Origin of the sequence: Leucobacter chromiireducens subsp. chromiireducens, from assembly GCF_016758255.1 — a bacterium.
Classification (GTDB): Bacteria; Actinomycetota; Actinomycetes; order Actinomycetales; family Microbacteriaceae; genus Leucobacter; species Leucobacter chromiireducens.
Genome location: NZ_QYAD01000002.1, coordinates 190078 through 210523 on the forward strand (window position 1 = coordinate 190078; position 20446 = coordinate 210523).

17 protein-coding genes are annotated in these 20446 nt (G+C 65.9%); 15 read left to right on the forward strand and 2 right to left on the reverse strand.

Going from position 1 to position 20446, the window contains the following annotated elements; all coding sequences use genetic code 11:
- The first annotated feature begins 30 nt into the window (after positions 1–30).
- The 7 genes from D3226_RS06940 (at position 31) to D3226_RS06970 (ending at position 5808) form a co-directional block, all read left to right on the forward strand.
- Complete coding sequence (locus D3226_RS06940; protein ID WP_237462558.1) at positions 31–579, forward strand: DUF1801 domain-containing protein; 549 nt, start codon at positions 31–33, stop codon at positions 577–579.
- Entirely contained in the window at positions 572–2197 is a 1626-nt protein-coding gene (locus D3226_RS06945) for an alpha/beta hydrolase (protein ID WP_202381710.1), read from the forward strand. Before D3226_RS06940 ends, D3226_RS06945 begins: the two co-directional genes overlap by 8 nt.
- Before the next feature lie 10 nt (positions 2198–2207).
- Positions 2208–2417, forward strand: coding sequence for a DUF4287 domain-containing protein (locus D3226_RS06950; RefSeq protein ID WP_202381711.1), 210 nt, complete (start codon positions 2208–2210; stop codon positions 2415–2417).
- Positions 2418–2476: 59 nt separating this feature from the next.
- The gene (locus tag D3226_RS06955) at positions 2477–3223 is read left to right on the forward strand and encodes a GTP pyrophosphokinase (protein WP_202381712.1); all 747 of its coding nucleotides are present in this window, start codon (positions 2477–2479) and stop codon (positions 3221–3223) included.
- A gap of 57 nt (positions 3224–3280) precedes the next feature.
- Positions 3281–4099: a phosphotransferase gene (locus D3226_RS06960; protein ID WP_202381713.1), complete on the forward strand. Its 819-nt coding sequence runs from the start codon at positions 3281–3283 to the stop codon at positions 4097–4099.
- The gene (locus tag D3226_RS06965) at positions 4099–5010 is read left to right on the forward strand and encodes a homocysteine S-methyltransferase family protein (RefSeq protein WP_202381714.1); all 912 of its coding nucleotides are present in this window, start codon (positions 4099–4101) and stop codon (positions 5008–5010) included. Before D3226_RS06960 ends, D3226_RS06965 begins: the two co-directional genes overlap by 1 nt.
- Positions 5011–5103: 93 nt before the next feature.
- Positions 5104–5808, forward strand: coding sequence for a hypothetical protein (locus D3226_RS06970; RefSeq protein ID WP_337248924.1), 705 nt, complete (start codon positions 5104–5106; stop codon positions 5806–5808).
- Between the two features lie 62 nt (positions 5809–5870).
- Here D3226_RS06970 and D3226_RS06975 read toward each other — a convergent pair whose 3' ends face one another.
- Positions 5871–6674 (reverse strand): CPBP family intramembrane glutamic endopeptidase, encoded by an 804-nt coding sequence (locus tag D3226_RS06975; RefSeq protein ID WP_337248925.1) that lies wholly within the window; start codon positions 6672–6674, stop codon positions 5871–5873.
- 308 nt (positions 6675–6982) lie between these two features.
- Between D3226_RS06975 and D3226_RS06980 the strand changes: the two genes are divergently transcribed.
- The 8 genes from D3226_RS06980 to D3226_RS07015 all read left to right on the forward strand — a co-directional run bounded on the left by D3226_RS06980 (position 6983) and on the right by D3226_RS07015 (position 19130).
- Positions 6983–8605, forward strand: coding sequence for an ABC transporter substrate-binding protein (locus D3226_RS06980; RefSeq protein ID WP_202381716.1), 1623 nt, complete (start codon positions 6983–6985; stop codon positions 8603–8605).
- Positions 8606–8787: 182 nt separating this feature from the next.
- Positions 8788–9714, forward strand: a complete 927-nt coding sequence (locus D3226_RS06985; RefSeq protein WP_202381717.1) for an ABC transporter permease — start codon at positions 8788–8790, stop codon at positions 9712–9714.
- Positions 9707–10660 (forward strand): ABC transporter permease, encoded by a 954-nt coding sequence (locus D3226_RS06990; protein WP_202381718.1) that lies wholly within the window; start codon positions 9707–9709, stop codon positions 10658–10660. The genes D3226_RS06985 and D3226_RS06990 overlap by 8 nt, the downstream gene beginning before the upstream one ends.
- Positions 10657–12354, forward strand: a complete 1698-nt coding sequence (locus D3226_RS06995) for a dipeptide ABC transporter ATP-binding protein (RefSeq protein ID WP_202381719.1) — start codon at positions 10657–10659, stop codon at positions 12352–12354. Before D3226_RS06990 ends, D3226_RS06995 begins: the two co-directional genes overlap by 4 nt.
- Positions 12355–13585: 1231 nt before the next feature.
- Complete coding sequence (locus tag D3226_RS07000; protein ID WP_202382155.1) at positions 13586–15196, forward strand: ABC transporter substrate-binding protein; 1611 nt, start codon at positions 13586–13588, stop codon at positions 15194–15196.
- Between the two features lie 55 nt (positions 15197–15251).
- Positions 15252–16328, forward strand: coding sequence for an ABC transporter permease (locus D3226_RS07005; protein ID WP_202381720.1), 1077 nt, complete (start codon positions 15252–15254; stop codon positions 16326–16328).
- 1 nt (position 16329) lies between these two features.
- Positions 16330–17391: an ABC transporter permease gene (locus D3226_RS07010; RefSeq protein ID WP_202381721.1), complete on the forward strand. Its 1062-nt coding sequence runs from the start codon at positions 16330–16332 to the stop codon at positions 17389–17391.
- On the forward strand, positions 17388–19130 hold the full coding sequence (locus tag D3226_RS07015; protein ID WP_202381722.1) for a dipeptide ABC transporter ATP-binding protein: 1743 nt from the start codon (positions 17388–17390) through the stop codon (positions 19128–19130). Before D3226_RS07010 ends, D3226_RS07015 begins: the two co-directional genes overlap by 4 nt.
- Positions 19131–19223: 93 nt before the next feature.
- Here D3226_RS07015 and D3226_RS07020 read toward each other — a convergent pair whose 3' ends face one another.
- On the reverse strand, positions 19224–20411 hold the full coding sequence (locus D3226_RS07020) for a multidrug effflux MFS transporter (protein WP_202381723.1): 1188 nt from the start codon (positions 20409–20411) through the stop codon (positions 19224–19226).
- Positions 20412–20446 lie beyond the last annotated feature (35 nt).

The window sequence follows — 20446 nt, forward strand, 5'->3', positions numbered from 1 at the left end:
ACACCGAAACCCCGGGGGAGGACTTCGAGGATGGCAGCAACACCGATGAGCAGCGCCGGTACGGCACCCGCACGGGGCCGAACGGCGAAGCAGCCTGCGATGCGCCCGGGCGACGAGCCGGCGGAGCAGGTACTCGACCGTGTGTCGGGTCCGCGCCGTGCGGAAGCCGACGAGTTGCTCGCGCTGCACCGCGAGGTGAGCGGCGAGGCCCCCATTGTCTGGGCCGGGCGCATCATCGGTTTCGGTGAGGTCAGCTACCTGTACGAGAGCGGACACGGTGGGATCATGCCCGAGCTCGCGTTTGCGACCGCGCAGGCGAAGCACACCATCTACTTCCCGGCTGGTTTCGCCGAGCGCTGGCCCGAGCTGCTCGCCGAGCTTGGTCCGCACACCGCGAGCAAGGCCTGCCTCTACATCACGCGTCTGGCGCGCGTCGATCGCTCGGTGCTGCGTGCGCTGCTCGAACGGGCGCTCGAGGAGACTCGAACGGATGCCGGGGCGCAGGACACCGATCCGAACGCGAACTCGGACATGGATTCGGACGCGGGCTCAGGCTCCGTAGCGCAGCGCGATGCGTAGCCCCGGCCGAGCGCACCGCCGGGCGGGCATGCGCAGCGTGAGCGTCCGCAGCGCGACGATCGCGGGAGCGCTTGCCGCGCTGCTGGTGCTGAGCGGGTGCATGGCTGGCTTCCCCGGGTGGCGGGGCTGGCCGGGTGGTGGCTCGGCGGGACCAGGCTCAGGGAACGCGAACTCCGCCTCGGCGGTGCAGGAGCGCGACTTCGCGGAGCTCTACGCGCAGCGCATCGCCTGGCGCGAGTGCCTTCCCGAGGACGGCCTCGACGACGACACCGGTGCGGCGCTCGAGGAAGCAGGCTACACGCTCGCGAAGATCCGCTGCGGCACCGTGATCGCACCGCTCGACTGGGAGGACCCCACAGATCGGGATCGGATCGAGCTCGCCGTCGTGCACCTCCCCGCGCTCGGCACGAAGCCGCTCGGCACCCTGCTCGGCAACCCCGGCGGCCCCGGCGCTACGGGCGTCGACTTCATGCTGGGCATGCCGCTGTCGCCCGGCTTCGAGCCGATCGCAGAGCGCTACGGGCTGCTGGGCTTTGACCCGCGTGGGATCGGCAACAGCACACCGCTCGATTGCGATGGCGGCGGCTCGGAGATCACCGCGATCCAGATCGGTACGTGCGTGGCGACGAACCCGATCGCGCACACGATGGGCACGTCTCAGGTGGCGCGCGACATGGAGCTCATGCGCGCGCTGCTCGATGAGGAACGCCTGAACTTCCTCGGCTACTCGTACGGCACTATGCTCGGCGCGACGTACGCGACCCTCTTCCCCGAGCGCGCAGGACGCATGGTGCTCGACAGCGCGGAGAACGCGCAGTGGGCGAGCCCTATCCACGCCTTCGATCAGGCGGCGGCGATCGCGAAGGCGACGGTGGCGCTTGCCACCTCGTGCCGCACCGAGTATCGCGACGAGGTCGAGGTGTGCCCCTTCGTTGATGAGGCGAGCCTGCTCAAGGTGCTCGGCGAACTCGACGAGAAGCCGCTCGAGGCGACGGACGGGACGCAGATTACTGGGCAGGACCTGCAGGGGTTTCTGACCGACACGCTCTACCAGAGCCACTTCGAGCGCGGGCGAGCACTGGATCGTATCGCTCTTGCGTTGTTTGGCGACCAAGACGCGATCGACGAGATCGGTGCGGCGGTGGCGCCCGACCCCGCGGGAGGAATCGACCTCGCGATGGAGATTGTGAGCTGTCACTCGTTCCCCATCGAGCCCGACATCCCGGGGCTGCTCGCGCACATTGAGGAGGCGGGCATGCCCCGCCTGCTCGGCGGCCCCGAGATCTCGGACGACACCCTTGCGCCGTTCGTTGACCTCTCTTGCTACGCGCTCCCCGAGAGCGGCCTCGACATTACGGACTCGTTCCACGCGCCGGACACGGCGGAGCCGCTTCTCGTGATTGGGATCACGGGAGACCACGCGACCCCGTACCCGTACGCGAAGGAGCTGGTGGACGAGCTCGGCAACGCGCGACTGCTCACCCTTGACGGGCAGGGGCACGCTGCCTCGTACTCCGATCGCTCCTCGTGCGTGGACGATGCGGTGACCGAGTACCTCCTCGCGGGCGCACTCCCAGCCGCTGGCGCGGTGTGCCGTGACGACGCGGCCGAGGCGTAAGATCAGCGACATGACCGAGCGTGCCACCGGACCCAAATCGTACTTCCCGTCGATCGAGGCGAAGTACGGCAAATCGATCGACGAATGGATCGCACTCCTACGCCCGCACGCGGGCGAGAAACACATGGAGCAGGTCGCATTCCTCAAGGAGCAGGGGATGGGGCACGGCCACGCGAACGCCCTCGTGCACGTGTTCCGCGCGGAGCACGACGGCGCCTGACCGGCGAGGGCCAGCTGAAATCACAGCGGCTTCCGAAGCTAGGCCAGTAGCCTGCTGACATGAGCACCGACGCACCCGCCGCATCCGCGCAGGAACCGGAGCCCGACTCGCACTCGGCGCTTGCCGCCGCCGACAACGACGAGATCACCATCTCCGCAAGCGCGCTGCGCACCCTCGGCGATCAGATGCAGCGATTCCTGCTGGAGTACCGCTTCGCTATGCAGGAGGTCGAGACGAAACTCGCCATTCTGCGCGAGGAGTTTCTCCACATGCACGAGTACAACCCGATCGAGCACGTGTCGAGCCGCGTGAAGTCCGTGGACAGCCTCGTTGCGAAGCTCGAGCGGCGCGGCATTGGCAGCGAGTTCGAGGTGATCCGTCGGGAGATCCACGACATCGCTGGTGTGCGTGTCACCTGCGCGTTCATCAACGACGTCTATCGGCTCTTCGACCTGTTGACGCAGCAGGATGACATCACCGTGCTCGAGGTCGAGGATTACATCGAGACCCCGAAGGAGAACGGGTACCAGAGCCTGCACACCATCCTCTCGATCCCGGTCTACCTCTCGACGGGGCGCGTGGACGTGCCGGTCGAGGTGCAGTTCCGCACCATCGCGATGGACTTCTGGGCGAGCCTTGAACACAAGATTTACTACAAGTACGCGCGGCAGGTGCCCGACTCACTCACGCAAGAGCTCAAGCGCGCGGCCGACACCGCCGCCGAGCTCGACACCCGCATGGAGCGCCTCCACATCCAGCTGCACGGCCAAACCGGGCGACCACGCAACATCGTCCGCCAGGTCTAGCGACACATCCTGGGCGCGCTCGCGCGTGTCGGCACCGCGGTGCGCTACGGTCGAATTGTGGAGAGCGAACACCTGCCGGGCGGATCGGGCGGTGTCTGGCGGATCGCCGGCGCCGATGGGGTGACGCGCGTCCACCGGCCCACGGGCCCTTGGACCCCCGCGGTGCACGAGTTGCTCGCGCACCTGCACGCGCGCGGCCTTGATGGCATCCCCGAAGTCGAGGGATTCGACGACGAGGGACGTGAGGTGCTGGAGTACCTCCCCGGACGCACGCTCGATCCCGAGACTGAGCAGGTGAGTGACGAGGCGCTCGCCGCAGCGGCGGCCTGGCTGCGCCGGTTTCACGATGCAGTACGAGACTTCCCGCGAGACGCCCGCGAGTGGCGGCAGGGCGCACAGGAACTCGCTAACGGCGAGGTGATCTGTCACAACGATCCCGGGCTCTACAACTGGATGATTCTCGACGGTGAGTTCGCGGGAATGATTGATTGGGATCGGGCAGGCCCGGGCCGCCCGATCGAAGATCTCGCGTTCCTCTGCTGGTCGGGGGTCCCTTTGCTCCGCGAGATTCCAGTGGCCGACGCCGCGCGTCGCGTCGATATCGCCGCGGCGGCCTACGGTGATGTCGCGCCCGAGGAGCTCCTCGCTGCGGTTGACGCACGAATGGAACTCATCGCCGCGCGCTGGCGTGCGGGCCTCGAGCGAGAAGATCCGGGCACCATCGCGCTCCGCGACGGCGGCATCATGGCGCGTCACGCGGCGCGGGTCGCCGGCTTCTCGGCTCGCCGCGAGAAGCTGCGCGCTTTGCTGGTTTCCGACGGCGCGAGCCGGCCCGGCGCAACACCCCAGATCCCGATCGAGCACAGGAGCGAATGATGACGCAGGCAGCACCGTTGGCAGCAGAGAATTCGGCACGCGTGACCCTCGCGGATGGCGGGATCGAGACGGCGCTCACGGAGCGGCTGGGACAGGAGCTGCCGGAGTTTGCGGCGTTCGTGCTGCTCGACAGCGTCGAGGGGCGTGCCGCGCTGAACGAGTATTATCGACCCTTCGTGGAGCTCGCCGCCGAGCGCGGTCTCCCGCTCGTGCTCGACACGCCGACCTGGCGCGCGAACCCGGACTGGGGCGCCCGGGTGGGCGCCGACGCGGCGGCACTCGAACGCGCCAATGCGGACGCCGTCGCCCTCGTGCGCCAGGCCGGGCTCGACGACACCGTGGTGAACGGCTGCGTGGGCCCCCGGTTCGACGACTACGTCGCGGAAGAGCGGATGACCGAGGCAGCTGCCGAGGCGTATCACGCACCGCAGATTCAGGCGCTTGCCGAGGCGGGCGCCGACCGCGTGACTGCGGTGACCATGATCGATGCCGCCGAGGGGATCGGCGTGGTGCGAGCCGCTCGCGCAGCGCGTGTTCCGGTCGCGGTGTCGTTTGCGGTGGGGGCGGACGGGATGCTCGGCGATGGGAGCTCCCTTGCCGCTGCGATCGCGGCGACCGACGCGGCGACCGAGGGCTACGCTGACGGCTTCCTCGTGAACTGCGCGCACCCGAGTGAGGTCGCGCGCGGGCTGGCGGCCGGAGCAGGGGCGCCCGAGCTCTCGCGCATCATCGGCTTCCGGCTCAACGCCGCGGAGCACGGTGACGAGGGTGCGGGGGACGCGCCCGCAGATTTTGCACGCGGCGTGCTCGCACTGCGCGATCTCGCACCTCAGGCCGTGGCTTTCGGTGGGTGCTGCGGCACGGACGCGCCGCACATCGCGGCGCTCGCTGATGCCGCTCAGGCGGAGTGATTCAGCCCGGCCCAGGGTGTGAGTGCCGCCTGAATCCCACCGCATTCGGGTGGCCCGCACGCAGCATGGATGCTGAGTAGTTAGGGTGGGGGTGTGAATAAGGACCCACTGGAGGAACTCTTCGGCCCCGCCGACGAGACGCCCGAACCCGTCCCCGCCCGTGAACGCCTGGCCTACGAGCAGGCCGAGCGTGTTCGGACCGCGCAGCTCCCTGCCGATCGTGGAGGCGCGTGGGGAGACCCGGGAGAGCCCCAGCGCGACCGTGCTGCGCAGGCCAAGCCGTGGATCGTGGTCGGCATTGTTGCCCTCCTCGCAATCCTCGCGTCGATCGTCGTCGTGAACATTGCGCGTGGGCAGGGAGACGCCGAGCCGAGCACTCCGAAGCCGACGGCAACGGAGCAGCCGAGCACCGAGCAGCCCGATCCCAAGCCCACTACGCCGGTCACTGAGAAGCCGGAGACCGAGAAGCCGGATGAAGACACGGTGCCGAGCGTCGATGTGGGGCCCACCTCATCGTTCCCGATTGGTCCCTGGAACGCGTCGTCTGAGTGGCCGCAGCGCCTCGGCGCCGCGAACTTCGAGATTCCAGACGCGAGCCACCTCAAGTTGAGCGGTGAGCTCTTCAACTCGTTCCCCGAATCGTGCGCCGCAATGCGTGGGGAGTGGGGTGCCACGAAGCTTCCGGACGGAAAGTTTGAGGTTGCGAAGCCCGCGGCCACGTGCGAGGCCGCGCCAGAACTCTACGACCAGGTCTGGGGCCTGCTCGATGCCTGGGTGAAATCGATCAAGGTCAACTAACCAGTCAATATCACGCCCTTGCTCAGGGCCAATTCGGCGAGCTTCGGCATCGGGGCGTTCGGCTAACTGCCGGGCGCCCCGAACCATGCGGGCCACAGCGCGAGCGCGAGCGGGTAGCCCGCAAAGCTCACGATGTCGAGGATCCAGTGCGCCACAACGAGGGGCACTGAGCGGCCGTAGCGGTGGTAGGCCCACCCGAACACGAGCCCCATCACGACGTTGCCGATGAAGCCGCCAAAGCCCTGGTAGAGGTGGTAGCTGCCACGCAGCAGTGCGCTCGACACGATCACGCCGACCGTGCCGACTCCGAGCCGGCGCAGCCGGTCGAAGAGGTATGCCACCACGATGATCTCCTCCGTCACCGCTGCGCGGAACGCGTGCAGCACGAGCACGGGGACCGTCCACCAGTAGGTGTCGAGCGCGGTGGGAATGACGGTGACGTTGATGCCGATGAGCTTGGACACGACGTAGAACGCGATGCCCGGGATCCCAATTAGGGCTGCGAGGCCAAGCCCGCCGAGCAGCTCGCGGCCCCAGCGCGCCTGCCCGCCCACTCCGAGCGCGGCGAAGTGCGGGCGCCGCGGCTGCCACACGAGATACGCGACGAGGGCGACCGGTGCGAGCGCGAAGGCGAAGCCGAGCAGCTGGTACACGAGATCGAACGCCGGCCGTTCGGAGAGCACACGATTGATGGTGGCGGTCTGTTCGGCGAGCGCCGAGTCGCGGGTGAGCGAATCAATGAGCGACACGACCGCGTACACTGCCGACGCGCCGAAGGAGAGCGCGAGCACGATGCCGATCTCCCAGCGGAGTCGGGTGCGGGCGGCGGGGGAGTGCGCGATGGGTGGCAGTGCAGTTGGGCTCACATGCTCAGCGTAGCGCCGGGCCGCGCGCGTTCGCGCGGGTTCGCTCCACGTTCCGTGTTGTGCGACTACGTACGGAGAAACGCGCCCGAGATTGCGGATATGTACAGAAAGTATCCCTAACTCTGGCATTGCAATTGCGGAGAGCTACAGTTCTCGGTCACGAAGCAGTTACGGCTGGTCCATTTTTTCGGGGGCGGTTGCAACGGTCGATAAGCTGGGCGGGAATATACCGAATCTTTTCGGGGATAGATTCGGCCGCACCTTGTCGTGCGCGCCGCCCCGGAGGGACACGTTCAAGGAGGAAACAAGTGAAGCGATCACGGATGGGTCTGAGCTTTATCGCTCTGGCCGCCGCAGGCGCGCTTGCCCTGTCGGGCTGCACGTCGGGCGGGGGATCGGACAACGGTGGCGATGCTGCTGCCAGCGACGCGATTATCACGACCAACGGCTCGGAGCCGCAGAACCCGCTCATCGCGACGAACACCAACGAGGTGGGCGGCGGCAAGATCCTCGACCAGATCTTCGCTGGCCTCGTTTACTACGATGCTGACGGTGCTGCGCACAACGACATCGCAACCTCGATCGAGACCGATGACGCGATCAACTACACGATCAAGATTCGTGACGACGCGACCTTCACCGACGGCACCCCCGTCAAGGCGGAGAACTTTGTCAAGGCGTGGAACTACGGCGCCGACTCCGAGAACGCTCAGCTGAACAGCTACTTCTTCGAGGACGTTGAGGGCTTCAGCTACGAGGACAGCGTCAAGGAGCTCCCGGGCCTGAAGGTTGTCGATGACACCACCTTCACCGTGAAGCTCAACAAGGCTGCATCGGACTTCCCGCAGCGCCTCGGCTACTCGGCCTTCTACCCGCTGCCCGACGCTGCGTTCGAGGACATGGACGCGCAGGGTGAGAACCCGATCGTCAACGGCCCGTACAAGCTGGCCGGCGAAGGCGCATGGCAGCACGACGAGCAGATCGAGCTCGTGGTGAACGAGGACTACAACGGTCCCCGCAAGCCCGTGAACGGTGGCCTGACCATCAAGTTCTACGCGACGCAGGACGCTTCGTACTCGGACCTCATGGGCGGCAACCTCGACGTTGTCGACCAGATTCCCGAGACGCAGCTCGCGAACTTCCAGGACGACCTGGGTGACCGCGCTGTGAACCAGCCGGCAGCCATCTTCCAGTCCTTCACGATCCCGGAGCGCCTCGAGCACTTCTCGGGCGAAGAGGGCAAGCTGCGCCGCCAGGCCATCTCGATGGCGATCAACCGTGAGCAGATCACGGACAAGATCTTCGACGGCACCCGTACCCCCGCAAGCGACTTCACCTCGCCCGTCATCGACGGCTGGAGCGATTCGCTCAAGGGCGCCGAGGTGCTCGCGTTCAACCCCGACGAGGCCAAGAAGCTCTGGGCCGAGGCTGACAAGCTCTCCCCGTGGTCGGGCACCCTTGAGATTGCCTACAACTCCGATGGTGGCCACCAGGCCTGGGTCGACGCTGTGTCGAACAGCGTGAGCTCCACGCTCGGTATCACCGCCGCTGGCAAGGCATACCCCAAGTTCGACGTCCTCCGCGAAGAGGTCACGAACCGCACGATCAAGACCGCCTTCCGTACCGGCTGGCAGGCCGACTACCCGGGTCTGTTCAACTTCCTCGGACCGTTGTACGCAACGAACGCTTCCTCGAACGATGGCGACTACTCGAACCCCGAGTTCGACAAGCTGCTGCAGGAAGGCTCGGTTGAGACCGATCCCGCCAAGGCGAACGAGAAGTTCCAGCAGGCACAGGAAGTGCTCCTCGCTGATCTGCCGGCCTTCCCGCTCTGGTACGCCAACGTGAACGGTGGCTACGGCGAGAACGTGGACAACGTCGAGTTCGGCTGGAACTCGGTGCCGCTGTACCACGAGATCACCAAGAAGTAACCCTTCTGACGCAGGCCCCGGGGCACGCCCCGGGGCCTCCGCCGTGCCGCGTGACTACCCGTCGCGCGGCACGGCCCCCAACTTGCAAATCTGCGACACCGAAGTCCACAGATTTGCCGCGCACTACAACTGCGAGAGAATACCCACATGCATAGCTCAGTCGAGCGGGGGAGGGTCAGCACATGCTGAGATACATCCTTTTCCGCCTCCTCCAGGTGATTCCAGTTCTCCTGGGCACCACATTCCTCATTTACTTCATGGTCTTCGCCATGCCCGGCGACCCCATCCTCGCGATGTTCGGCGACAAGACGCCCGACCCGGCGATTCTTGAGCGCCTTCGCGAGCAGTACCACCTCGATCAGCCGTTCATCGTCCAGTACCTCATGTACCTGAAGGGCGTTCTCGTCGGCGACTTCGGGATGAGCTTCTCGGGCCAGGCTGTCTCGGACATCCTCGCGCGCACCTTCCCGGTGACGATCAAGCTCGCGGCGATGGCGATTGTGATCGAGCTCATCCTCGCTATCACGATCGGCCTCATCTCGGGTCTGCGCAAGGGCAAGCTGTTCGACAACGTCAACCTGATCATCGGCCTGCTCTTCATGAGCATCCCGATCTTCGTGATCGCCTTCATCGCGCAGTGGGGCCTCGGCATCAAGCTCGGCTGGTTCCGTACGACGGTCGGCACGGGAGCCCCCGTGCAAGACCTGCTGCTGCCGGCAATCGTGCTCGGCGTCAGCCTCTACGCAACGAGCATGCGCCTCACGCGCGCCTCGGTGATCGACACGCTGAACCAGGACTTCGTGCGCACCGCGTACGCGAAGGGCCTGAGCCGCGGCCGAGTCGTCCCGGTCCACGTGCTTCGCAACTCGCTCATCCCGACGATCACCAACACCGCAACCGACTTCGGTGTGCTGATGGTGGGCGCCACGGTGACCGAGGGTATCTTCAACGTTCCCGGCGTCGGCAACGCACTCTTCAACGCGATCCTGAAGGGCGACAACTCGCTGGTGGTCTCCTTCGTCACGTTCATGGTGCTCATCTACCTCGGCGTGAACCTGATCGTCGACCTGCTGTACGCCGTACTTGACCCGAGGATCCGTTATGCCTGAGCCGCAGAACCCGAAAATGGAGCACTTCGTCGCACCGTTCGACGAGACGCCGGTGGCCGCGGTCGATGCCGTGGTTGTCAAGGAGAAGAAGTCGAACCTGTGGCTCGACGCGTGGCGCGATATGCGTGGCCGGCCGATGTTCTGGATCTCCGCGACCATCATTCTGATCGTGCTCGTCGTGTCCCTCTTCCCGTCGATGTTCACCAATGTCGACCCGCGCGCTGCCGACCTCGGCATGTCGAAGGAGGGGCCGACCGATGGGCACCTGCTCGGCTTCAACGCGCAGGGGCAGGACATCTTCTCTCGCCTCATCTACGGCACCTCGACCTCGGTCTCGGTCGGCCTACTGGTGATTCTCATCACCTTCGTGGGCGGCGTGATCGCCGGCTCGCTGGCCGGCTACTTCGGCGGCTGGGTGGACACCGTGCTCTCTCGCATCGGTGACATCTTCTTCTCGATTCCTTACATCCTCGCCGCGGTCATCGTGATGACCGTGTTCCAGGAGCATCGGACCCCGCTCGTCATCGCCTTCGCGATCGGTGGCTTCTCGTGGCCGGTCTCCGCGCGTATTCTGCGCTCCGAGATCCTCCGCGTGAAGAATGCCGACTTCGTGATGGCATCGACCGCACTCGGGCTGTCGAAGCTGAAGACCCTTGTGCGCCACGTGCTACCGAACTCGATTGCACCACTGATCGTTGTCACGACGCTCTCGCTGTCCGCTGCGATTGTGGCCGAGGCGGTCCTCTCGTTCCTGGGTGTGGGCCTGCCTCCGGCCGACTACATCAGCTGGGGCAACGACATCTCAGCCGCACAGCGTGATCTCCGCAACGATCCGCAGATTCTGCTTTACCCGTCTCTCGCGCTTGCGATCACCGTGCTCGGCTTTGTCATGCTGGGCGAGGTTGTTCGTGACGCGCTCGATCCGAAGGCGAGGGCGCAGCGATGAGCGAGCAACAGCCAATTCTGAGTGTCCGTGACCTTCGTGTCGAGTTCGGAACGAAGAAGGAGCGCCGCGAGGTGCTGCACGGCGTCGGTTTCGACGTCTTCCCCGGCGAGACCGTGGCAATTGTCGGCGAGTCGGGTTCCGGCAAGTCGACGACCATGCACGCCGTGATCAACCTGCTTCCGGGCACGGGCAAGATCACGGGCGGTTCCGTTGAATGGAAGGGCCGCGACCTCGTTGGGATCGGTCGGAAGGACATGGAGTCCCTGCGTGGACGCGAGATCGGTCTCGTGCCGCAGGACCCGATGTCGAACCTTAACCCGGTGTGGTCGGTCGGCTTCCAGGTCGAAGAGGCGATCCGTGCCAACGGCTTGGCGAAGGGCAAGAAGGAGGTGCGCGAGCGCGCCATCCAGGTGCTCGAGCAGGCCGGTCTGCAGAATGCCGAGCAGCGCATGAAGCAGTACCCGCACCAGTTCTCTGGCGGCATGAAGCAGCGCGCGCTCATCGGTATTGGCCTTTCGGCTGAGCCCGATCTGCTCATCGCTGATGAGCCGACCTCCGCGCTCGATGTGACAGTGCAGCGAGTGGTGCTGGATCACCTCCAGAAGCTCACCACCGAGCTCGGCACCGCTGTGGTCTTCATCACGCACGATCTCGGCCTTGCGGCTGAGCGCGCTGAAAAGCTCATCGTGATGTACCAGGGCAACATCGTGGAGTCCGGCCCGAGCCGCGAGATTCTGCAGCACCCGAAGCACCCGTACACGAAGCGACTCGTCTCGGCGGCGCCGAGCCTCGCCTCGCGTCGGATCGGTGCTGACGCGACGCTTCCCACGGCACCGACCGAAACCTTCGACCTCGCGGCGCTCGCCGAGAGCGAGAAGCGCAAGGTTGCCCAGGGCGAGCCCGTGATCGAGGTCACTGACCTCGGCAAGGTCTACAAGATCCGCAAGGGCAACTTCGGTTCGGAAGACTTCCACGCGGTGTCCGGCGCGACGTTCACGGTGAACCGTGGCGAGACCATGGCACTCGTCGGCGAGTCGGGCTCGGGCAAGTCGACCATCGCGAAGATGGTGCTGCAGCTCGAGGAGCCGACGAGTGGTTCGGTGCGGATCGCGGGCAAGGAGACACGTGGCATGTCGGGCCGCGAGCTGTTCGAGCTGCGCTCGACGCTGCAGCCCGTGTTCCAGGATCCCTACGGTTCACTCGACCCGCTGCACAACATCGGCAACACCATCATGGAGCCGCTGAAGATTCACGGTGTCGGCGATGCAGCGAGCCGGAAGGCCCGCATGTACGAGCTGCTTGACCAGGTGGCCCTGCCGCGTGAACTCGCGACGCGCTACCCGAACGAGCTCTCGGGCGGCCAGCGTCAGCGCGTCGCTGTGGCTCGCGGTCTCGCACTGAAGCCGGACATCCTCGTGCTCGACGAGGCCGTCTCCGCGCTTGACGTGCTCGTGCAGGCGCAGATCCTCGATCTGCTCGCCGAGCTGCAGCGTGACCTGGGGCTCACGTACCTGTTCATCACGCACGACCTCGCGGTCGTCCGGTTGATCGCCGATCGTGTCTGCGTCATGCAGCAGGGCAAGATCGTCGAGCAGGCGACTACCGATGAGGTGTTCGAGAACCCGCAGCAGGAGTACACGAAGAACCTCCTCGCCGCGATCCCGGGCGCAAACATCGAACTCGGTGTGAGCTAGTTCGGCGTCGTTCGCGCAGCCTCAGGGCAGTCCGTCATAGACGGGCTGCCCTGAGGCTTTTTTGGTGCGCAGAAGTTGGCGCCAATACGTGTTCCCAGGCTCGCATCTCCGTCCGGATGATTCTTGTGCGATGTCGCGCATGCCCGCGCAGAATTTCTCCCGCAACTTCGTAGCGTTCTTGCGTCTGTGCAACGCAGGATTGGGCTGAGCTGAAGGCAAAAAGCCTTGTCTTCTCCGTGTTCGCCCGCACGAGGCGGTAGGTTCGCACGTTTCCCTTGCTCAACATCGTTGGGAGAAAGAACTTGGCGCGTGCTTCCTCTCGGAGGATTCTGCACTACAGGGACTCCCTGCTGCATAGTCGTGGCGTATGCTTGAGTATAGTAATTTACTATCTATTTTCTATTAAGAATTTGACGAGGGTATTTTTATGCACATGCGAACTCTGCGACAGTTTGCGGGGCTGGGGCTCGTTCTTGCGCTGTGCGCATCCGCGTCCCCCGCGATGGCCGCCCCTTTGCAGTCAGCCACCAGAGCTGCGGCAAAGGACGAGTCAGTCAACTCAGCCTCTGTCGGGAAGCGTCCTTCACAAAGCGTGACTGCGTTCACGAAGGAGAATTATGCATCCCCCAGATATGCGGTAAATGTTATTGGCTACTTCTCCGAGCACAAGACAAATTCTGTCAAACTGACGAAACTGAGGATCTGCTATTCCGGGAGCAAGTCCTCGTCGCTTTGGATGTCGCCGAGTGTTGTTCGACCGAGCGGCAAGGGAACATGGACGGGAGGCCGGAAGACGATTCCGACAGGTAAGTGTCAGGAGTGGAGCGGAATAAACCGTGTCTACTCGAAGAGCAAATACAACGAGCTTTTTCGAGTGGACGCATACGCAAACGGCTCGAACCTCACAGTGCACGGCTTCAAACGGTAGTGAGGCCGGTTCAGCGATCGGGGCGTTGCCGAAACGCATAGTGAGACTCCTTGACCGCTGAGTGATCTCATTCACTTTCTCGCTGCGTTCCTGTGGACAATTGTCCCTGGGAACGCAGCTTTCTTTCCCGGGCGTGCGGATCCGTTCAATATTTGAGTGTGTTGTTCCGAATTGGTCACGGAAGCTGAACGAAGGCCGTGAGTGTCGCTATGCTCGTGTCCGTTGAATGACACGCGCAGCGCAGCGCACCGCTCCGCCGCGCGCCACCTTGGGTACCAGGAGGAACTCTTGAAGAAGACAATGATGTCTGCGGCCGCACTCTTCGGCAGCGCTGTGCTGCTCACGGCCTGCGCAGGCGGCGGCACTGGCGGCGGCAACGCCGGCGGCGATGGCGGGTCCGGCGGCGGCGCGATCACGGTCGGCACGACCGACGTGGTCACCTCGCTCGATCCCGCGGGCTCGTACGACAACGGCTCATTCGCCGTGATGACGAACGTCTATCCGTTCCTGCTGAACCACGAGATCGGTTCGAGCGACGTGGCGCCCGACATCGCGGAGTCCGCCGAGTTCACCTCGCCCACCGTGTACACCGTGAAGCTCAAGAGCGGCCTGAAGTTTGCGAACGGCAACGACCTCACCAGCTCGGACGTGAAGTTCACCTTCGATCGCCAGGTGAAGATCGCCGACCCGAGCGGCCCTTCGAGCCTGCTCGGCAATCTCGACAAGGTCGAGACCCCCGATGAGACCACGGTCGAGTTCCACCTCAAGGAGGGCAACGACCAGACGTTCCCGCAGGTGCTGTCGACCCCGGTTGCGCCGATTGTTGACGAGGACGTGTTCCCCGCCGACAGCGTGCTGAGCGACGAGGACATCGTCAAGGGCCAGCCTTTCGCGGGCCAGTACACGCTCAAGAACTTCAAGAAGAACGACCTTGCCTCCTACGTCGCAAACGCCGACTACGCGGGCCTGTGGGGCGCCGCGAAGACCTCCGATGTGAACGTGAAGTACTTCGCGAACGAGACCAACCTGAGCCAGGCGATGGAGACGAAGGCCGTGGACGTTGCCTTCCGCAGCCTTTCCGCGACCGACACCGAGAAGCTCGGCAAGACCGACGGCCTGAAGCTCGTCGACGGCCCCGGCGGCGCGATCCGCTACATCGTGTTCAACTTCGACACGCAGCCCTTCGGCGCGAAGACGCCCGAGGCCGATGCGGCGAAGGCGCTCGCAGTGCGCCAGGCAGCGGCCGACATGATCGACCGTGAGAAGATCGCCTCGCAGGTGTACAAGGACACGTTCACCCCGCTGTACAGCCCGGTGGCGCAGGGCTTCACCGGCGCGACCGAAGCGTTCAAGGACGCCTACGGTGACAAGCAGGGCGGCGCGGACTCCGCAGCGGCGAAGGCACGTCTGGAGGCCGCTGGCGTCACGCTCCCGGTGAAGCTCCAGCTGCAGTACAACCCGGATCACTACGGCGACGCATCGTCCGAGGAGTACGCGCTCATCAAGCAGCAGCTTGAGGCAGACGGCGTCTTCACGGTCGATCTGCAGTCGACCGAGTGGGGCCAGTACTCGAAGGACTTCCCGGCAGACGCGTACCCGATGTACCAGCTCGGCTGGTTCCCCGACTTCTCGGATGCCGACAACTTCCTCACCCCGTTCTTCGTTGACGGTGGCTTCTTCAACAACCACTACAGCTCCGCGAAGACCAACGAGCTGATCGCGAACGAGCGTGTAGAGACCGACGCGGCGAAGCGCACCACCCTCATCGAGGAGGCGCAGGCCGAGGTCGCGAAGGATGTTCCGATGATCCCGCTGCTGCAGGGCACGCAGGTCGCAGTGACCACCGACGCCATCGACGGCGTGGTGCTCGACGGTTCGTTCAAGTTCCGCCTCGGGACGATCACGAAGAAGTAACTCTCATGCCGGCGGCGTGCGGGGGAGACCCCGCACGCCGCCGGTGAGTTGCATCATGGCTACACTCGCACCCCCGGCGGCGCCGACACCCACGCGCGCCGCTCGCTCGGGAGGGGGCCTGCTCCGCTACATCCTGTGGCGCGCGCTCCTCATCCTCCCCACCGTCTTCATCCTCGTCACGATGGTGTTCCTGCTGATGCGCAGCATCGGCGATCCGATCACCGCCGCGGTCGGCGGCAAGCTGCCGCCCGACGAGCTCGCCAAGCGCATTCATGACGCCGGCTACGACCGGCCCATCCTCACCCAGTACTTCGAGTACCTCGGGCAGGTGTTCACTGGCAACTTCGGAACAACGATCAGCGACAACCGCGCCGTCACCGAGGTGCTCGCGACGTTCGGCGCGGCAACGCTCGAGCTCGCCGTCTTCACGCTCATCGTGGCCTTCGTCGTCGGCATCCCGCTCGGCATGCTCGCCGCGTACTACCGTGACCGCGGCCCCGACGCCGTGCTGCGCGTGTTCGCGATCTTCACCTACGCGACACCCGTGTTCTTCTCGGGCCTCCTGATGAAGCTCATCTTCGGCGTGTGGCTCGGCTGGCTGCCCGTTTCCGGGCGCGCGTCGATCGGTACTGAGCTGCAGATTGAGATGCTCGATGGCCCTTCCGGCTTCTACCTGATCGACGCGTTCCGCACGGGCAATCTCGCCAACGTGGGCGATGTGCTCATCCACGCGATCCTGCCCGCCTTGACGCTCGGCATGATGACCGCGGGCATCTTCCTCCGCCTCGTGCGCACCAACATGATCGGCACGATCGGTCGTGAGTACGTCGACTCGGCGCGCTCGCGCGGTGTGGGCGAGTTCCGGCTCGTCACGAAGCACGCCTACCGGCCGGCCCTGATCCCGATCATCACGGTCATTGGCCTGCAGATCGCGATGCTGCTGGGCGGCGCCGTGCTCACCGAGACAACGTTTGAGTGGAAGGGGCTCGGCTTCCAACTGGCCCACTACCTGAGCGCTCGCGACTTCGTTGCGGTGCAGGGCATTGTGGCGCTGCTCGCCGTGATTGTCGCGCTCAGCAACTTCGTTGTCGACGTCGTTGCCGCGCTCATTGACCCGCGAGTGAGGTACTGAGATGACCACCGAAGCCATCCTGACCACCCGCGCCACCGAGCGCGGGTGGCACTCCTGGCCTCTCATCAAGCAGCTCCGGCAGAGTGTTGGCCTGCAGCGCGGCATGCTTATCGCGGGTCTCGCGCTCGTCGCGTTCTTCCTCGTGCTCGCGATCTTCGCACCGCTCATCGCACCGTACGATTTCAACGCGCTCGCGGGCCCCGACGGCGACTTCGGATCGCGCAGCGCGCCCTCCGCGGCCCACCCGTTCGGCACTACGATCGCCGGGTACGACGTGCTCTCGCGCGTGATCTGGGGATCCCGCACCGCGTTGCTCGTGATCCTCATCGCCGTGGTGAGCTCGATTTTCGCCGGCACGCTGCTCGGGCTCGTCTCCGGGTACATCGGTGGCGCCCTCGACCGCGTGCTCGTGATGATCACCGACGCGATCTACGCGTTCCCCTCGCTGCTGCTCGCGATCGTCATGTCGATCGTCATCTCGGGCGGCCAGTCGAGCCTGTGGGGCGGCATCTGGTCCGCGGCCCTCTCGATCACCGTCGTGTTCATCCCGCAGTACTTCCGCGTGGTGCGCTCCGAGGTGGTGCGCGTGAAGGCGGAGGCGTTCGTTGAGTCGGCGCGCGTGGTCGGCGCGAGCCGGGGCCGAATCATGTTCCGGCATGTGCTGCGCAATTCGACGCGTTCGCTGCCGCTCGTGTTCACCCTGAACGCGTCGGAGGCGATTCTCACGCTGGCCGGCCTCGGCTTCCTCGGATTCGGCATCGAGCCGAACTCCGCCGCTGAGTGGGGCTACGACCTCAATAAGGCGATTGCCGACGTGACGAACGGTGTGTGGTGGACGAGCCTCTGGCCCGGCCTCGCCATCGTGCTGATCGTCACGGGTCTCACGCTGACCGGCGAGAGCCTCAATGACCTTGCAGATCCGCGCCTGCGCAGCCGCCGCCGGGTCAAGGCGGGCACGGGAACCGTCGCCCGTACCTCGGTCGCCGGCCTCGACACCGCGTCGACGCCCATTGGTGGCACCGCCGAGCCGAGCGACTCCACGCAGGAAGGAACGACACGATGAGCCGAGTGGGCGGAATCCTGAAAACGGGTGCGGCCCCGCGCAGCGGTGCCGTGCTCGACATCCAGAACCTCGAGGTCACCTTCGCAACCGATCACGGGCCCGTGCGCGCGGTCGATGGCGTCTCTCTGACGGTCGAGCCGGGCCGCGTGCTCGCGGTGGTGGGGGAGTCGGGCTCCGGCAAGACGGTCTCCGCGCGCACCGTGCTCGGGCTGCTGCCCGAGACCGCGACCGCCGCGGGCTCGGTGATTCTCACCTCGCGCGACGGCGGCGAGACGAACGATGTGCTGCGCCTCACGGGCGAGCAGCTGCGCAGCGTGCGCGGCCGCGATGTCGCGATGGTGTTCCAGGAGCCGTCGACCGCGCTGAACCCCGTCTACACGATCGGGTGGCAGATCGCGGAGGGGCTGCGCGCGCATGAGAAGCTCTCGAAGAAGCAGGCGCGCGAGCGTGCCATCGAGATGCTCGAGCGAGTGGGCATCCCGGATCCCACAGAGCGCGTGGACTCGTACCCGCATCAGCTCTCGGGCGGCCAGAAGCAGCGCGTCATGATCGCGATGGCGCTCGCGCTGCGGCCCGGGCTGATCGTGGCCGACGAGCCGACCACCGCGCTCGATGTGACCGTGCAGGCCGAGATTCTCGACCTGCTCCGCCAGCTGCGCGACGAGTTCGGCACCGCGATCCTGCTCATCACCCACAACATGGGGGTGGTGGCCGATCTCGCGGACGACGTCGCCGTGATGTACCAGGGCGAGGTCGTTGAGCGCGCGCCCGTCGCGGAGCTCTTCGCGAACCCGCGTGAGGCATACACGAAGCAGCTGCTGGGGGCCGTGCTGAAGTTGGGTGAGGGGCCGATCCGTGTCTCGGCGCCGCAGCACGACCAGCAATCAGATCGGGATCGCGGCCAGGCTGCCGCCGCACCGCTTGTTGTGGCGCAAGGTTTGGAGATCCGGTACCCGGGGCGACTCGGCAAGCCTGGCTTCCTTGCGGTGCGCGGCGTCGACTTCGAGATCGCCGCTGGCGAGGTGTACGGCCTCGTCGGCGAATCTGGCTCAGGCAAGTCGACGATCGGTCGCGCGATTGCGGGCCTTACTCCCGCGACTGGTGGCTCGCTCAGCGTGCTCGGCCACGAGATGGTGGGGTTCAAGGAGCGCCAATTCCGTGCCGCCCGCCGCGACATCGGCTTCGTGTTCCAGGACCCGGCGTCGAGCTTCAACCCGCTCCTCACGATCGCGGAGAACGTCGCCGAGCCGCTCGTGGTGCAGAAGATCGCCGCGAACCCCGCGGCAGCCCGCGCCCGCGTCGACGAGTTGCTCGAGGCGGTGCAGCTACCCCGCTCGTACGGGGACCGCTTCCCGCACGAGCTCTCGGGCGGGCAGCGTCAGCGCGCGTCGCTGGCGCGCGGCCTGGCGCTCGATCCGAAGCTGCTCATTGCCGATGAGCCGACCTCGGCGCTCGACGTGTCTGTGCAGGCGCGCGTACTTGAGCTGTTCACGGAGCTGCAGGCGGAGCTCGGCTTCGCGGCGCTGTTCATCACGCACGACCTCGCGGTCGTCGATGCGCTCGCGGATCGCGTAGGCGTGCTCTACCACGGCGAGCTTGTGGAGAGCGGCCCGGCGTCCGAGGTGCTGCGTGCGCCGCGCGAGCGATACACGCAGCGACTGCTCGCCTCGCTGCCGGTGCCGGATCCCGCGGAGCAGGCAGTCCGCCGCGAGGAGGCTCGCGCGCTGCGCGACGCGTAACCGATCGCGTTGGAACGACACTGGCGCCCTCTCCCGCTCTGGGAGGGGGCGCCAGTGATTTCGGCGGCAGCCGTGCGTCAGTACCGCGACGGGCTACGCTGCGCGACGGGCGAGGAGCGCGCCGCCCACCGCGAGCGTGGCAACCGTGAGCACGAACAGGGCCATCGGAAGAGCTGTGTGCTCACCCCAGGCGCCCACGAGCGGAGAGGCCACACCGCCCACGGCGAACTGCGCGGCACCGAGCAGTGCCGATCCCGATCCGCGGGCTTCTCGCGCCCGGGCGAGTGCGAGTGCGCTCGCGTTCGACATGATGAACCCGGTGCCGCCCGTCAGCGTGAACGCGCAGGCGATGAACGCCGCAGGACTGAGCGTGTCGGTGAGGGTGACTGTCGTGAGCGCCACACCGGCAGTGAGTGCGAGGATCGCCCCGAGCAGCAGCATCCGCGTGGGCTGCACGCGCCCCGCGAGTCGAGCGTTGATCGTGTTCGCTGTGATCATGGCCAGTGCGCCGAGCGCAAATGCGAGCGAGTACACGAAGGGCGACATGCCAAGCACCACCTGGCCGACGAACGGGGAGGCGGAGATGTACGCCATCATGCCGCCGAAACCGAGGCCGAACACGCACATGAGTAGCAGGAAGGAACGGTCGCGCAGCAGTTTGCCAAAGTTGCGCGCCGCGGCGGAGAGCCCGCCGGCGTGGCGCTGATCCCGCGCGAGGGACTCGGGGACAAACAGCGCCGCGAGCACCAGCATCGCGACCGCGAGGAACGCGAGCGTGGCAAGCACCACACGCCAGTCCGAGATCGCCGCGATCGCCCCGCCGATCGGGGGAGCGAGGAGCGGGCCGAGCCCCACGAACAGTGCGATGAGGCTGATCGCGCGGATGGACTCCGCGCCCTCGGTGAGGTCGACCGCGATGGCGCGCGAGATGACCACACCGGCCGCGCCCGCAAAACCCTGCACGAAGCGCAGCGCGATCAGCACCTCGATCGTGGGGGAGAACACCATCGCGATGCTGGTCGCGGCGAACACCGCGAGAGCGGCGAGCAGGATCCGGCGGCGGCCATGCTGATCCGAGAGCGGGCCGAGCACCAGCTGGCCCGCGCCCATGCCGAGCAGGAAGGCCGTGAGCGTGAGCTGCACCGAAGAGGCTGGGGCGCCAAGGTCTTGCGCGATGTGCGTGAACGAGGACAGGTACATGTCCGTGGCAAATGGGCCGGTGGCCGCGAGGAAGGAAAGAACCGCGAGGAGTCCGCGTGTGAACTTCGGTCGGGCACTCATTCTCGAATCATATATGATCGCCTGTGTGCGGACTC